The following is a 14291-nucleotide window of genomic DNA, read 5'->3' on the forward strand; positions in this document are numbered from 1 at the left end:
AAAACACTCGACTGGGACACCCCCGCCGAACGCCTCACTACACTCCTCACCCACACCAACTAACCACCCGCGTTGCAACCACCCCTCGAATCCGCCCTGCTTCCGTGAGGGTTCCCTTCACGGACGGTTGCCGAGGAGACCCTAGTGTCCGGTGATGATCCGATGGGTGGTCGTCAGGTGCTTGCCGATCGCCGCCACCGCGCGGGGCGCGTCGCCTGCGTCCACGGCCGACAGGATCTCCCGGTGTTCCGCCACCACCTCCGCCTGCCGGCCGCGCGCCGTCAGCACCGCGGCCAGCCCCGAACGCAGCTGCCGGGTCCGCAGTCCCCGGTACGCCTTGGCGATCAGCGAGTTTCCCGCCGCCTCGACCAGTGCCGTGTGGAAAAGCACGTCCTGCGCGAGGAATTCGTCGGGCTCGGACCGGTCGACCAGCTTCTCCTGTACGGAAATCGCCTCGTGCATGTCCGGTACCGGGGCGCGATCCTGCTCGATCACGACGCGGGCGGCGTGCGTTTCGAGCAGCTCGCGGAAGGTCATCAGCTCCGCGATGTCGCGGCCGGTCAGCGGCGCCAGGTACGCCCCACGGCGAGGGATCAGCTCGACCAGGTCCTCGGCGGCCAGGATCAGCAGCGCCTCGCGCACCGGCGTCCGGGACACGCCGACCTTCGCCGCGATTTCCCGTTCGTCCATGAACTGGCCGACCGACGCCGGGTTGGAAATCACCGAATCCCGTACGTAGGCGTAAACCTTGTCGCGCTCGCTCATCACTGCCCTCCGAGGTGGATACCGCCGGTATATCACGCACGGCGACCGCACCGGCACCGTCGACGCTTGCAACATTTCCTGATATGTTGCATGACATGAAGAGCAAGGAATGGCTGCTGGTGTCGCGGCCGGTCGGCGAACCGGTCGCGGCGGACTTCGAGCTGCGGGAGGTCGACGTCCGCGAGCCGGGGCCGGGTGAGGTCGTGGTGCGCAACGAGTGGATGTCGGTGGACCCGGGGATGCGGGGGCGGATGCGCGGCGTGCGCACGTACATCGCGCCGTTCGAGCTCGGCGAGCCGATGGAGGCCGGCGCGACCGGGACCGTCGTGGCGTCGAACGCGGATTCCGTACCGGTCGGCGCGACGGTGCAGCACGTTCTCGGCTGGCGCGAGTACGCCGTGCTGCCCGCGGACCAGGTCCGGATCGTGCCGGAGACGCTCGATGACCCGTCCGACATCCTCAGCGCCGTCGGCCTCACCGGGTACACCGCTTACCTCGCGCTTGCCGAAATCGCGCCGGTGAAACCGGGTTCGGTCGTGTTCGTGTCCGGGGCCGCAGGCGCGGTCGGTACCACGGCCGCCGGAATCGCTCGGCAGCTCGGCGCCGCGACGGTGATCGGGTCGGCGGGCGGGCCGGAGAAATGCCGGATCCTCGTCGAGGAACTGGGTTACGACCACGCCATCGACTACCGCGCCGGTACGTTGAAACAGGATCTCGCCGCCGCCGCACCGGACGGGATCGACATCTACCTCGACAACGTCGGCGGCGAACACCTCCAAGTCGCCATCGGCGCCATGCGGCCCCACGGCCGGATCGCGCTGTGCGGCGCGGTTTCGCAGTACAACGCCGTCGAACCGCAGCCGGGGCCGAACAATCTCGCGGCCGCAGTGGGAAAACGGCTGGGGCTGCAGGGTTTCATCGTCTATGATCACCTCGCCGGGTACGACGACTACTTCACCAAAGCCTCCGGCTGGGTACGCGACGGCCTGCTCGCCAACCGCAAAACCGTGGTGGACGGCATCGAAAACGCGACCGGCGCGTTCATCGGCCAGCTGCGCGGCGACAACGTCGGCAAGATGCTGGTGCGGATCTCCGCGCCTGCCTAGGTGTGCAGCAAGGCGGCGATCGCGGCCCGGACCTTGTCCGGGTCGGGTTCCTCGCCGATGATCATGTCCGCGTACACGAACGATTCGATGATCCGGACGATCAGGTACGCGAGGTCGTGCAGCGCCATCGGATGGGTCAGCTGCTCCTCCTCCAGCAGCCGCTCGAACCAGCTCACGACGTATCCCTGCATCGGGCTCGCCCGCGAGGTCAGCAGCCGCAGCGACCGTTCGGCCTCCCGGCGCACGAAAGTGTGAAAGAAGTCCGCCTCGACGAGCGTCCGGGCATACTCACCCGCGACGTCCGCGATCCGCGCGCCGCCGGAACCCGCCGCCTTGTCCACGGCGAGCTTGAGCGTGGGGTCGGTGAGCGAGATGAGGATGTCGACCACCAGCTTGTCGCGGTTGCCGACCCAGCGGAACAGCGTGCTGCGGTCCACCCCGAGATCGGCCGCGAGCACTTGCATGTCGATCCGCTCGCCCGCGACGAACCGGCGCCGCGCGAGCCGGAACGCGGTGGTCGCGCCGGGGCGGTCGTCCGTGGACTTCGGCGTGTTCATGTCCGGCATCCTAGTGATCCCTTCCGGAGCAGGGGGTTGCCATTACCCGGCCGAGAGTGCACCATTTTGGTAAACGTTGCATCTGCCGGGAGTGCCAGTGTCGAATGTGGTCAGTGCCGTGTGGGAACACGAGCCGGGGAAAATCGCTGTCCGGGCCGGGGGAACGGCACTGTCCTATCGGGACCTCACCGCCCGGGCCGGGGCTTTCGGCGAGCTGCTCACCGAGCGGGGCATCCGGCCGGGTGACCGGGTTCTCCTCGTCGCGCCGACCGGGCTCGAGTTCACCGTCGCGTACCTCGGCGCGCTCGCCGTCGGCGCCACCGTGGTCACGGTGAACCCGCTGTGCGCGGTACCCGAATTCGAGTACTTTCTCACTGATTCCGGCTGCAGTCTCGTTGTCACGCAAGAGGATTGCGCCGAACGCCCGGGGAAGGCAGCGGAAAAAACCGGGGTCGGCGTGCTCGTGATCCCTGCAGATCTCGGCAGCGCAAGGGATTTCCGGCCACTCCCCCGCGCGGACACCGACGTCGCCGTGCTGCTCTACACGTCGGGTACCACCGGACGGCCGAAGGGCGCGATGCTGACGCACGGCAACATTGCCGCGGCAGTGACGGCCTACCACGAGCTCCTCACGATCACCAGCGCCGAGCGGTTCGGCACCGCGCTGCCGCTCTTCCACGTCTTCGGTCAGGTGGCGGTCCTGATGTCGGCGTTGCGGGCGGGCGCCTCGGTTTCGCTGGTCACGAAGTTCTCCGGCGAGGCGCTGCTGGACCTGGCCGCGGAGCACCGCCTGACCATCCTGTGCGGCGTACCCACGATGTGGATCGGAATGCTGCACGCAACATCGGCGGCGGAGCTGTCCGACCTTCGGCTCGCGGCGTCGGGCGGGGCCGGGTTGCCGGCGGAAGTCGCCCGGACGTTCGAAGACCGGTTCGGAGTCACCGTGCTCGACGGGTACGGGCTGAGCGAAACCGCGTCGGCCGGATCGTTCGCGCGGCCGGGCCGTCCGGCAAAGGAAGGCAGCGCGGGACAACCGTTGCCCGGGCTCACGATTCGCGTCCTCGATGACGACGGCGACCCGGTGCCGGTCGGCGAAGTCGGCGAGGTGACCATCAGCGGACCGGTGGTGTTCGCCGGATACTGGGGCCGCGAGAGTAACGGAAACGTCGTGCACACCGGCGACCTCGGCCGGATGGACGACGACGGCTACCTCTGGATCGTCGACCGCAAGAAAGACCTGATCATCCGCGGCGGCTACAACGTGTACCCGCGGGAGATCGAGGAACAGCTCTACGCGTACCCGGGGGTGCAGGAGGCCGCGGTGGTCGGCGTCCCCGACGCGCGGCTGGGTGAGGAAATCGCCGCGGTGGTCGTACCGGCCGCCAATGCTCGGATCGATCCCGCCGAGCTGCGCGGCTGGCTGGCGGAACGGGTGGCCGCGTACAAGGTGCCGCGGCTGTACCAGCTGGTCGAGGAGCTTCCCCGCGGTTCGACGGGGAAGCTCCTCAAACGCGAGATCGACCGGGACGCGGTGGCCCGGAACGCCGTGCGGGCGCGGTGAATCAGCCAACAGCGCGGTGGATGGCGTCGAAGTACGCGGCGGTGCGGTCAGAGCCGACGAGGCCCGGGCCCATGGCGTTCATCGTGTAGCCGACCGTCATCCGGCGGTCCGGGTACATCGCGACCGCCGAACCGCCCCAGCCGCACCAGAAACAGACCTTCTCGCGGGGAATGAACGGCACCGTTTCCGGTTGCGGCAGACCGAATCCGAGGCCCCAGCGCAACGGGACGCCGAGGACGAGGTCGACCCCGTCGGCGTGCACGTCGAAAATCCGCTCGACGGTTTCGGGCCGCAGCAACCGGACCCCGCCCGCCACGCCACCGCGCGACACCGCCGACATGAGCCGGATCAGCCCGCGTGCGTTGGTGTGCGCGTTGACCGCGCCCATGTCCGCGCGCCGCCAGGCCTCGTCGTTCGCCTTGGTTGCGTCGGTCGGCGCGGTCGAGAACGTCTTGACCATCGGCGAATCCGGGTCCATTTGCGAGAAATCGACCGCGTCCCCTGGCGGCGGCAGAATCTCCGCGCGCCGCTGGTCATCGGCCGGGGCAAGGCCGATCTGAACGTCCGCGCCCGTCGGCTCGGCGAGCTCGGTCCGCACGAACTCCCGCAGCGGCCGCCCGGTGATCCGCCGGACGACCTCGCCGACCAGATGCCCCTGGTTGCTCGCGTGGTACCCGGACGCGGTACCCGGCGGCCACCACGGCGCCTGCCGGGCGAGCGCGGCGGTCGAGCGGTCCCAGTCGTAGTACTCCTCGATCGACCAGGGCTTTTCCCAGCTCGACACCCCGGACGTGTGGCTCATCAGGTGCGCGACGGTGACGTCTTCCTTGCCGTTCTGCGCGAACTCCGGCCAGTACCGGGCGACCGGCGCGGCGGGGTCGAGCAGGCCCCGGTCGATGAGCACCAGCGCAGCGAGGCTGGTGATGGTCTTGCTGACCGACCACACGTTGACCACGGTGTCGCGCTCCCACGGCCGGGTACGCGCGGCGTCGGCATGCCCACCCCAGAGGTCGACGACGGTCTCCCCATCGAGGTCGACCGCAAGCGACGCCCCGACCTCCTGCCCGCTGGCGAGGTGCTTCTCGAAGACGTCGCGCACGGGAGCAAACCGATCGTCGACGTGGCCCTGCACGGCATCCGGCATGTGTCCTCCTTGAGCGAACCCCCGGCCGGATCTACTGTGCAACGAATTCGAGAATGATGCAAGGGTCAGCGGCGAAGACTGACCGGCGGCACAGTGGCCCCCCGCAGCGTGAGTGCATCGATCGTCTCCGGGCGGTACCGCAGCGCCGGCAGACGATCCTCAAGAGAAGGCACCGGCGACTCGGTACCGAAGAAAAACGCCCACTCGTGCTCAGCCGAGCCGAAATACACCGGCGCCGGGAAGACCTCCGTGAACCGCCGCCAGCACTTCACCAGCGTCGAGTTGCGCCACAGGGTCGGGCAGCCACCCTGGTACGCGACCACCCCGCCGGGAGTCAGCAAAGCCCGGCACGAACGCAGGAAATCCGCACCGTACAAGCGGTTGTGCTGCGCCTCGGTACCGTCCTGTTCGTCCGGCAGATCGACCAGGACGATGTCGTACTTCTCCGCGCAAGTGCGGACGTATTCCCAGCCGTCGGTGTAATGCACCCGGATCGGGCCGTCGCCGCGTTCAGCGCGGACCAGTTCCTCGGGAGAGTAGCCATAGGGAAGATGCTCGGCGCACAGCCGAACCGCGGCGGTGTCGATGTCCACGTGGTCCACCGAAGCGCCTGCAGCGGCAGCGATCTGGCACACCACACCTTCACTCGACCCGACCACCAGCACGCGGTCCACAGTGGACGCCAGCAGCAGCGCGGGAACCAGCAACGCCTCGTGGTACACGAGCTGGCTGAACTCGGTACTCTGCCGTTCGTTGTCACAGAAAAGCGAAATCCCCTGCGCGGTCTTGCCGATCACCAGATGCTGGTACGGCGTATGGGTGTCCACCAGCACGTCCGACACTTGCCACACCCTGGTCAGCCCAGCGCCGACGGGTTCCTCGATGTTCAACCGTCTTCCTGTCCTCTGTGGATGGTGGTGATCCGCGAAACGCTGGCCCCGAGCAGGTCGCGCAACAGCTGCACGGCCAGTTCCGGGTCAGCCCGGCGGCCGCAGGTGAACACGTCCACGAAGACCGACCCGCGTTCCGGGTACGAATGGATCGAAGCATGCGACTCCGAAAGCAACGCAACCACCGTGACACCATGCGGCTCGAATTGCTTGGACGTGATCTCGCATACCGTCGCGCCTGCCTTGTCCAGCGCGCGTTCCAAGCTCTCGCACAGGAAAGCTTCGTCGTCGAGCAGGTCGGGCCGCACGCCGGAGAACTCGGCCAGCACGTGCCGTCCGGCGAATTCGCCTACCCCGCCGGATTCTCCGCCGACGAAGTAAGTCCGAAGTGGAGGGAAGCCGTTGAACGACACCGAAGAATAGCTTTGCGTATAAGCACCAGCGCTCAGCAAGTCCACGTGATCTCCGGCCCGCAGCGCCAGCGGTAACCGATACGGAGTGCGTTGGTACAGCACATCGTCGCCGTCGCAAGTCGGTCCGGCGATGATCACGGGGCCGTCGGGAGTGCCGTCGTACGCGGTTTCCAGGCGGTACGCGATGGCCTCGTTTTCCGTCTCGGCCAGCCCGCCGTACCGCCCGATGTCCAGGTATACCCAGCGCTTCTCGTCCGCCGCGGATTTCCGCGACACCAGCACGACCTCGCTCCGGATCACTCCCGCGTCGGCAACCAACGCACGCCCCGGTTCGAACGACAGCTCCGGCGCGACCGGGAAATGCCGCCGGACCGACGCGCGAATGGCTGCCGCATAATCGGCCAGCGGCGGCGGATCGACCAAGTACCTCCCCGGCAATCCGCCCCCGATGTTCAATCCCCGCAACGAAACCCCCCGCTCGGCCACCAGACCGCCGACCCGGGCAGCGAGCGCGATCCCGGCATCCCACGCCTGCGGGTCGAGATGCTGGGACCCGACGTGAAACGCGACCCCCTCCGGATCCAGCCCGAGCGCGGCAGCCCGGACCAGCAGGTCCACCGCCATCTCGGGCGCACACCCGAACTTGCGCCCGAACGGCGTCTGCGAACCGGAACTGTCCACGAGAATCCGGCACGACACCGTCGCCCCCGGCGCGTGCACAGCGATGTTCTCGAGGTCCTCGACGCTGTCGAAAGTGAACCGGCGCACCCCGACGCGATGCGCGAAGGCGATGTCCCGCGCCTTCTTCACCGTGTTGCCGTACGAGAGCACCGCCGGGTCCGCACCCGCACCCAGGCAGAGCTCGATCTCCTCGCGCCCGGCGACGTCGAAACCCGCACCTGCGCGCACCAGCAGCCGCACGACCTCCGGCGCCGGATTCGCCTTCACCGCGTAGTACATCCGCGCCTCGGGCAGGGCATTCCGCAGCCGGACACAGTTTTCCCGCACCGCGTCGAGGTCGATGACCAGACACGGGGTCGGCGGGCTTCGGTCGTCCAGGAACGCACGGCTGGCTTCGGTCACGACGCCCAAGTATAGGTTCGCTCCCGATCAGGACATCCCGGACACCGCCAGCGGGTCATAACCCTCGGTGGCGAACAGGCCGTGCAGCTGGCGACGGCGGACCCCGGTGTTGCTGCCCTCGATGATCGGGTACGCGAGCGCGTCGGCCAGGTACCGCAGGATCGGGAAGCGCTCGTCGTACGCCGTCACGCCGACGATCTTCACCAGGTCGTTCACCACGCTGACCCCGGTTTCCGAGCCGAACACCTTGGCGTGCAAGGCCAATTCGGGCGCGGCCGGGTCCTGCGCGAGCACCGCGTCGAGCGCCCGCCACGACAGCAGCCGGACCGCCTCGATCTTGCCTTTGGTGTCGGCGAGCACATCCGAAACCGCCTGATGCTCGATGATCGGCACCGCTCCCCCGCGCTTCTCGGCGACGGCGAAGCGATACGCGATATCCCACGCCTGCCGCATCGCCGCCACCGCGAAACTGCCGATCGACGCCCCGCTCGCAAAGAATGCGTTACGCGTCAACCGCGCACCGTCACCTTCCGAACCGAGCAGGTTCGCCTTCGGCACGCGGACGTCGGTCAGCTTGACCCGGGTGGTGAGGCAGCCTTTCAGGCCGTGCAGGTCGTAGTACTCCTCGACCTCGAGATGCCCGGCGAGCTGTGCCCGCTCGGCCACGATCAGTGAGATCCCGCTGGGAGTGCGGCAGACGATGGTCATGAGGTCAGGACCGTCCCCGTCCCAGCCGGACAGGTGCGACGCCCACGCCTTACGCCCATTGATCACCCACTCGTCGCCGTCCGGCACCGCGGTCGTGAGCAGGCCCGCAGCCGGCGGCGGGGCGTCGAAGTTCGCGCTGCCTTCCGGTTCGCTGTACGCCATCGCGGCGACCGGCGCGCCCGCGTCGGCCAGGAACGGCGCGACGAACCGCTGGATCTGCTCGGGCGTGCCCACCTCGTACACCGGCGCCAGCGCAATCAGCGGACCGGCGAACGAGATGGTGAAGTCCGGCGATTCGGCCGCCCATTCCTCCACGAAAATCGCCGCGTCGATGCCGCTGGACGCGGCACCGCCGAACGGGACCGGGATGAGGCCGCGGAGGAATCCCGCCGCGACAGCCTTCTCGAAGGTCGGGCGCAGCAGGTCGGCGCGGGCTTTCGGGTCGGCTTCCGCCCGCACGCGCGCCATCAATCCGGGGAACTCGCTCCGCGCGAACCCGCGGACAGCCTGCTTCAGCTGCTCTTGCTCGGGGGTGAGGGTGAACGAAACAGTCACGGTGGTCCTCTTTCCAGGCCGGGGTTCTCCCCAGAATCCCGCCGGACCGGCCCGGCCACCAGACCCGTTGTGCTCAGCTGCTGTGCATTTCGCGCCTTCGATACTCATGCGGGCTGACGCCGTGATGGCGCCGGAACGCGCGGGCGAACGAACTCGGGTCCGGCATTCCCACCGCCTCCCCCACGTTCGCCACGGGACGCCGCGGGTCGGCCAGCAGCTCGGCCGCCTCCTCCAGCCGCAGCCGCCGGACGGTGGCGGCGAAAGTCTCGTCGCTCCCGGCGAAGATCTTGTGCAGGGACCGCGGCGAGATGGCGAACTCGGCACACACGCTGTCCACCGACAACTCGTCCGCGAGATGCTCCCGGACGTACGCCAGCACGATCGTCCGGCTGACCGGGCCCGCGATCTCCTCCGCCAACGGCATCGCCGTGAGCGCGGCGGCGACCGCGGACCCGAACGCCTGCTCCAGTTCCCGTGCAGCCCCGATCGGTGCCGAGGTGTTCCACAACGCGGTCATCAGCGCGACCGCCGCCGACCCGACCCCGGTCCCGCGGATCGGCACCCCCAGCTCGGGGCGGTACCCGGCCAGCTTGCGGTCGAGGTCCCGGTGCGGCACGCGGAACGACAGCATCCGCCAGGAGCGGTCGAAATCGAGGTAGTACGGCCGGGTCGTGTCGAGGACAACGAACTGCCCCGGCTCGACGAGCGAGTCCTTACCGCTGTGCTGCACCCGGCACCTACCGTCAACCTGCAGGTTCACGAAGTAGAACGGGTCCGCGGTGGCCGCGACCTCCTTCGGCCCGTGCCGCGTCAGCTGCGCTTGGGAGGAGATGAGCGCCCGGTTCATCGCCACCATCGGCCGGGTCTCGACGGTGGCCGGGAAATCCGGCCGGACCTCGCCGAGCACCGGCGTGAGCGGGACGAACGCCTGGCAGATCACCTCGTGCCAGTACCCGAACTGCTCCCGGCCGGGCACGGCGGCGGTGTCCCATTGCGTCATCCCGCTCACCTCCCGCCACTCCAGGATAAGGCGCTTACCAGGTCACCGGGAGCCGGTGGACGCCGTAGATGTTCTGGTGGTCCGGCCGCAGCGGGACCTCCCCGGCAGGCACCGCGAGCCGCAGCGCCGGGAACCGTGTGACGAGCGCCGGGAACGCCACCCGCATTTCCACCCTGGCCAGCTGCTGCCCGAGGCACTGGTGGATGCCGTGCCCGAAGCCGACGTGCCCGGCCGCGTGCCGGGTGACGTCGAGCGCGTCCGGGTCGGCGAACCGCGCCGGGTCCCGGTTGGCGGCCTGCAGCGACACCGTCACCGACTCCCCCGCCTTGATCACCTGCCCGCCGATTTCGACGTCCTCCAGCGCGGCCCGCATCCCGGTGTGCGCGATGGTCAGGTACCGCATCAGCTCCTCGACGGCCTGGTCCGCGATTCCCGGATCATCCCGGAGCGTGGCGAGCTGGGCCGGGTTGTTCAGCAGCGCGAATGCGCCCAGCGCCAGCATGTTCGCCGTCGTGTCGAGACCGGCGGCCAGCAGGAAGGTGCCCAGCCCGGTCAACTCCTCGTCGGTGAGGTCGCTGCCGGTGAGGTCGCTGAGCAGGTCGTCGGTCGGCTCAGCGCGTTTGGCCGAGACGAGCTGGGCGACGTAATCCTGGAGTGCCATGTACGCGGCGAACCGCTCTTCCTCGGGCAGGTCCACCCGCGTGGTCGCGGCAGCCTGGTCCTGGAAGGAATCGCGATCCTCGTACGGCACCCCGAGCAGCTCGCAGATCGTGACCGCCGGAATGGGATGGGCGAAGGCCTGCACGAGGTCCGCGTCCGGGCCCTGCCGTTCCATCCGGTCGAGGTACTCCGCCGCGATCTGCTCGACCCGCTCGGTGAGCAGCCGCATCCGGCGGACGGTGAACTTGCCGGTGAGCAGTTTCCGGTACCGCGTGTGCTCCGGCGCGTCCATCCCGGTCATGTCGCCGACCGGGGCGGGCGGCAGCTCGGGCACGTTTTCCATCCCGGGCAAGGGATAGTGCGCCAGCTCGTACCGCGAGCTGAACCGCTGGTCGGCGAGCACCGCGCGGGTCTGCTCGTACCCGGTGACGAGCCAGCCCACGTGCCCGTCCGGATAGGTCATCCGGACCAGCGGGTGCTGCTCGCGGATTTCGGTGAGCTCCCGCGGCGGGTCGAACGGGCAGCCGTTCGGACGGGCGAGCGGAAGACTGTCGAGAATCGGTTCCATTACGCACGCCCCTTTCAGCGGGAGTACTCGCGGTTGAAGAGCTTCTTCGACCAGAGGTAGCCGCCCAGCGCGATCAGCGCGCACCAGCCGAGCGCGAACCACAGGTTGCTGCCGAGCGGCTTGTCCATCAGCAGCGCGCGCAGGGTTTCGATGATCGGCGTGAACGGCTGGTACTCGGCGAACCACCGCAGCCCGGCGGGCATCGAGTCGGTGGGGACGAACCCGCTGCCGAAGAACGGCAGGAACAGCAGCGGCATCGGGATGTTGCTCGCGGTTTCGACGCTCTTGCTCACCTGGCCGAGCGCGACGCACAGCCACACGAGCGCAAACGTCACCAGCGCCAGGAATCCGGCCGTGGCAAACCAGCCGCCGACACTGGCCTGCGGACGGAAGCCGACCAGCAAGGCCACGCCGACCACGATGCTCAGGCTGAACAACCCTTGCAGCACACTGCCGAGCACGTGTCCGGTGAGCACCGAAACGCGGGCGATATGCATGGTGCGGAACCGGGCGATGACGCCTTCGGTGAGGTCCATCGCGACCGAGATCGCGGTGCCCTGCACGGTGGCGGTGATGGTCATGAAGATGATCGCCGGGGCGACGTAGTTGACGTACTCGCTGCGTCCGCCACCTGCCCCGCCGAGGCCGGCGCCGAGCGTGCCGCCGAAGACGTAGACGAACAACAGCAGGAACACCACCGGCATCCCGACGAGCATCACGGTGAGCGACGGGTACCGCAGCATGTGTTTCAGGTTGCGGCGCAACATGGTCACCGAATCGCGCAGTGGGTGGAACCGCAGATCCGGGGCGGTCAGGGTACTCATGACGTGGTCACCTTCTGGTCGGTGTCGGTGTCGGTGCCGGCAGGGCTGCCGGTGAGAGCCAGGAAGACGTCGTCGAGGTCGGGGGTGTGCACGGACAGCTCGTCGACCTCGATGGCCTGCTGGTCGAGCCGGTCGATCAGCGATTTGAGCGAATGCAGGCTGCCGTCGCTTGGCACCCGCAGGGCGAGCGTGTCGTTCTCGCGCGACGCGTGGCCCAGTGCGAGCATTGCGGTGTCGAGGTGCTCGGCGTCGGCGAAACGCAGCCGGACGTGCCCGCCGGGGATGCGCCGCTTGAGCTCCTCGGCAGTGCCCTCGGCGACGATCTTGCCGTGGTCGAGCACCGCGATACGGTCGGCGAGCTCGTCGGCCTCGTCGAGGTACTGCGTGGTGAGGAAAATCGTGACGCCGGACGCCACCAGGTCACGCACGATCTGCCACATCGCGCGGCGGCTGCGCGGGTCGAGCCCGGTGGTCGGCTCGTCGAGGAAGATCACCTGCGGGCTGCCGACCAGGGTCAACGCCAGGTCGAGCCGCCGCCGCATGCCGCCGGAGTACGTCGACACGGGCTTCTTCGCGGCTTCGACGAGATCGAACTGCTCGAGCAGCTGCCGGGTGCGGCTGCGCCGTTCAGCACGGCCGAGATGGTGCAGATCCGCCATCAGCAGCAGGTTTTCCTCGCCGGTGAGCAGATTGTCGACCGCGGAGAACTGGCCGGTGACGCCGATCGACGCCCGCACCGCGTCGGCTTCCCCGGCGACGTCGTACCCGGCGACCTGCCCGGTACCGGAATCGCCGTTGATCAACGTGGACAGGATTTTCACGGTGGTGGTCTTGCCCGCGCCGTTCGCGCCGAGCAGCGAGAAGACCGTGCCACGCGGGACGGTGAGGTCGATCCCGTCGAGCACGACGTGGTCGCCGAACGACTTCCGCAGTCCGCGGACCGCGATCGCCGGCGCGGAATGGTTGCTGGTCATGGGTTTTCTCCAGGTTCAGGAACGGTGGATGGTGATGTCGCCGTAAGAAGTGCGGCCGCGGACCTCGACGGTTTCGTCGGACGCGCCGGGGCTGCCCGCGGTGTCCAGCTGGTTGTGGACGTGCCCGAAGCTCGTGTTCACCTCGAGCCACGCGGCGGTGCCCTCGGCGATGCCGACGTTCAGGTCACCCATCGACGTCGCGAGCACGACCGAGCCGCGGACGACCTCGCCCACCCGGATGGCGCCGTTGGACGACTTCGCGTCGACTCCGGCCCCGGCGCGCCCGACGGTGATGTCGCCGTTGGCCGAGCGCACCCGCACGTCGCCGGTGGCCGCGTCGACCGTGGTGTCCCCGTTGGAGTTCTTGACCACCACGGTGCCCTCGACCTCGCCGAGCCGGACCTTCCCGGACCCGGTCGAGATGTCGGCGCTGCCCGCGACGGTGTCGGCGGTGATGTGCCCGGCGGAGGTGTCGACGCGCAGCGTGCCGGTGCGGGCGAGCCGGACGTTCCCGGCGGAGGTCTTGAACTGGCTGTCCCCCAGCCGTCCTTCGCTGCGGAAGTCGCCCGCCTGCAGGTCACCGGACACGCGAGACCCGGCGGGGAGGCTGATCGAAACGTCGACCGACCTGGTCTTGCGCGAGAAGTCGAACGCGCGCTGCCGCGGCCCGATGACGTGCAGCGTGCCATTGGTGTAGTCGACGCGGACTTGCTGCGCTGCCTTCACGTCGGACTCGTCGGATTCGTCGCTGGGCCGGACCTCGACGACCGTGTCAGTACGGTCCCCCGCGACGATCCGCACGCGCCCGGCACCGAGCTCGACGGTGGCGGAAATCGGTTCTGATGTCTCGAAATTGGGCATGGTTGTCCCCTCAGTTCTGGTACGTGGTTTTGGTGGCTAGCGGACCCAGCCGGTGAAGCGCTGTTTGCTGCGCTTGCCACTGTCGGAAGGTTCGGTGCGCTGATCGCGATCGGACCGCTGCAGTGCTCCTGCGGCCGCGCGGACGAGCCACGCGTTGACGGACCGGCCCTCCTTGGCCGCGGCCTCCTCGACCGCGGCTTTGAGCTGCTCGGGCAACCGCACGTTGATCCGCGCGGACGGCCCGTCTTCGGCAATCAGCAGCTCACTGTCGGGCGCGGCCGGGCTTTCTTCCGTGGCCGGGGCCGCTTCCGCGGACGGCGTGTTCACCACGAAGCTCGGGTCGCGTCCGCGCAACCGCAGCTCGACCGAACCCGGGGCAAGGTCCCGGGTGATTTCGTCGGCGGCCCCGGAGAGCGCGTCGAGCAAGGTCATCCGGATCGCCGATTCGAGCGATCCGGTCAGGCGCTCGACCAGTTCGCGCCCCTCTTCACCGCCGGTTTCGGCCAGGGTGGCGAACTCCCGGCCGAGGTTGCTCACATACGAGGTCAAGTCCATGGCACCACTATGGCACACGGTTGGCACCATGGCAAGCCATGTTGGCTCAACTTGGCACCACGATAGC

The 14291-nt window shown here is 68.6% G+C and carries 14 protein-coding genes and 1 pseudogene; 2 read left to right on the forward strand and 13 right to left on the reverse strand.

Annotated elements, in window-relative coordinates; all coding sequences use genetic code 11:
* Positions 1-141: 141 nt before the first annotated feature.
* On the reverse strand, positions 142-765 hold the full coding sequence (locus OO71_RS13685; protein WP_051791524.1) for a GntR family transcriptional regulator: 624 nt from the start codon (positions 763-765) through the stop codon (positions 142-144).
* A gap of 95 nt (positions 766-860) precedes the next feature.
* Between OO71_RS13685 and OO71_RS13690 the strand changes: the two genes are divergently transcribed.
* Complete coding sequence (locus OO71_RS13690) at positions 861-1871, forward strand: NADP-dependent oxidoreductase (protein WP_033290151.1); 1011 nt, start codon at positions 861-863, stop codon at positions 1869-1871.
* Here the strand turns inward: OO71_RS13690 and OO71_RS13695 are convergent.
* The gene (locus OO71_RS13695) at positions 1868-2428 is read right to left on the reverse strand and encodes a QsdR family transcriptional regulator (RefSeq protein ID WP_033290371.1); all 561 of its coding nucleotides are present in this window, start codon (positions 2426-2428) and stop codon (positions 1868-1870) included. The two genes, OO71_RS13690 and OO71_RS13695, sit on opposite strands and share 4 nt — an antisense overlap.
* Before the next feature lie 97 nt (positions 2429-2525).
* On the opposite strand from OO71_RS13695, the gene OO71_RS13700 reads away from it, so the two are divergent.
* Positions 2526-3989, forward strand: a complete 1464-nt coding sequence (locus OO71_RS13700) for an AMP-binding protein (RefSeq protein WP_033290152.1) — start codon at positions 2526-2528, stop codon at positions 3987-3989.
* A 1-nt stretch (position 3990) separates the two neighbouring features.
* Here the strand turns inward: OO71_RS13700 and OO71_RS13705 are convergent, their stop codons facing one another.
* From OO71_RS13705 to OO71_RS13750, 11 genes and pseudogenes are all read right to left on the reverse strand, one after another.
* Positions 3991-5133 carry an EstA family serine hydrolase gene (locus tag OO71_RS13705; RefSeq protein WP_033290153.1) on the reverse strand — a complete coding sequence of 381 codons (1143 nt, stop codon included), beginning with the start codon at positions 5131-5133 and terminating at the stop codon, positions 3991-3993.
* A gap of 65 nt (positions 5134-5198) precedes the next feature.
* On the reverse strand, positions 5199-6023 hold the full coding sequence (locus OO71_RS13710; protein WP_033290154.1) for a spermidine synthase: 825 nt from the start codon (positions 6021-6023) through the stop codon (positions 5199-5201).
* Positions 6020-6436, reverse strand: coding sequence for an adenosylmethionine decarboxylase (gene speD, locus OO71_RS52170; RefSeq protein WP_281178420.1), 417 nt, complete (start codon positions 6434-6436; stop codon positions 6020-6022). The genes OO71_RS13710 and speD overlap by 4 nt, the downstream gene beginning before the upstream one ends.
* A gap of 36 nt (positions 6437-6472) precedes the next feature.
* Positions 6473-7519, reverse strand: a pseudogene (locus tag OO71_RS13715) (type III PLP-dependent enzyme); the annotation flags it as partial.
* Between the two features lie 27 nt (positions 7520-7546).
* Positions 7547-8782, reverse strand: coding sequence for an acyl-CoA dehydrogenase family protein (locus OO71_RS13720; RefSeq protein WP_033290156.1), 1236 nt, complete (start codon positions 8780-8782; stop codon positions 7547-7549).
* Between the two features lie 73 nt (positions 8783-8855).
* Complete coding sequence (locus OO71_RS13725; RefSeq protein ID WP_033290157.1) at positions 8856-9782, reverse strand: helix-turn-helix transcriptional regulator; 927 nt, start codon at positions 9780-9782, stop codon at positions 8856-8858.
* 34 nt (positions 9783-9816) lie between these two features.
* Entirely contained in the window at positions 9817-11010 is a 1194-nt protein-coding gene (locus OO71_RS13730; protein WP_033290158.1) for a cytochrome P450, read from the reverse strand.
* Positions 11011-11024: 14 nt separating this feature from the next.
* Positions 11025-11834: an ABC transporter permease gene (locus OO71_RS13735; protein WP_033290159.1), complete on the reverse strand. Its 810-nt coding sequence runs from the start codon at positions 11832-11834 to the stop codon at positions 11025-11027.
* On the reverse strand, positions 11831-12808 hold the full coding sequence (locus OO71_RS13740; RefSeq protein ID WP_033290160.1) for a daunorubicin resistance protein DrrA family ABC transporter ATP-binding protein: 978 nt from the start codon (positions 12806-12808) through the stop codon (positions 11831-11833). The genes OO71_RS13735 and OO71_RS13740 overlap by 4 nt, the downstream gene beginning before the upstream one ends.
* A gap of 15 nt (positions 12809-12823) precedes the next feature.
* Positions 12824-13669, reverse strand: coding sequence for a DUF4097 family beta strand repeat-containing protein (locus OO71_RS13745; protein ID WP_033290161.1), 846 nt, complete (start codon positions 13667-13669; stop codon positions 12824-12826).
* A 36-nt stretch (positions 13670-13705) separates the two neighbouring features.
* Positions 13706-14224: a YlcI/YnfO family protein gene (locus tag OO71_RS13750; protein WP_033290162.1), complete on the reverse strand. Its 519-nt coding sequence runs from the start codon at positions 14222-14224 to the stop codon at positions 13706-13708.
* Positions 14225-14291 lie beyond the last annotated feature (67 nt).

This window comes from Amycolatopsis jejuensis, from assembly GCF_000717335.1.
GTDB lineage: Bacteria > Actinomycetota > Actinomycetes > Mycobacteriales > Pseudonocardiaceae > Amycolatopsis > Amycolatopsis jejuensis.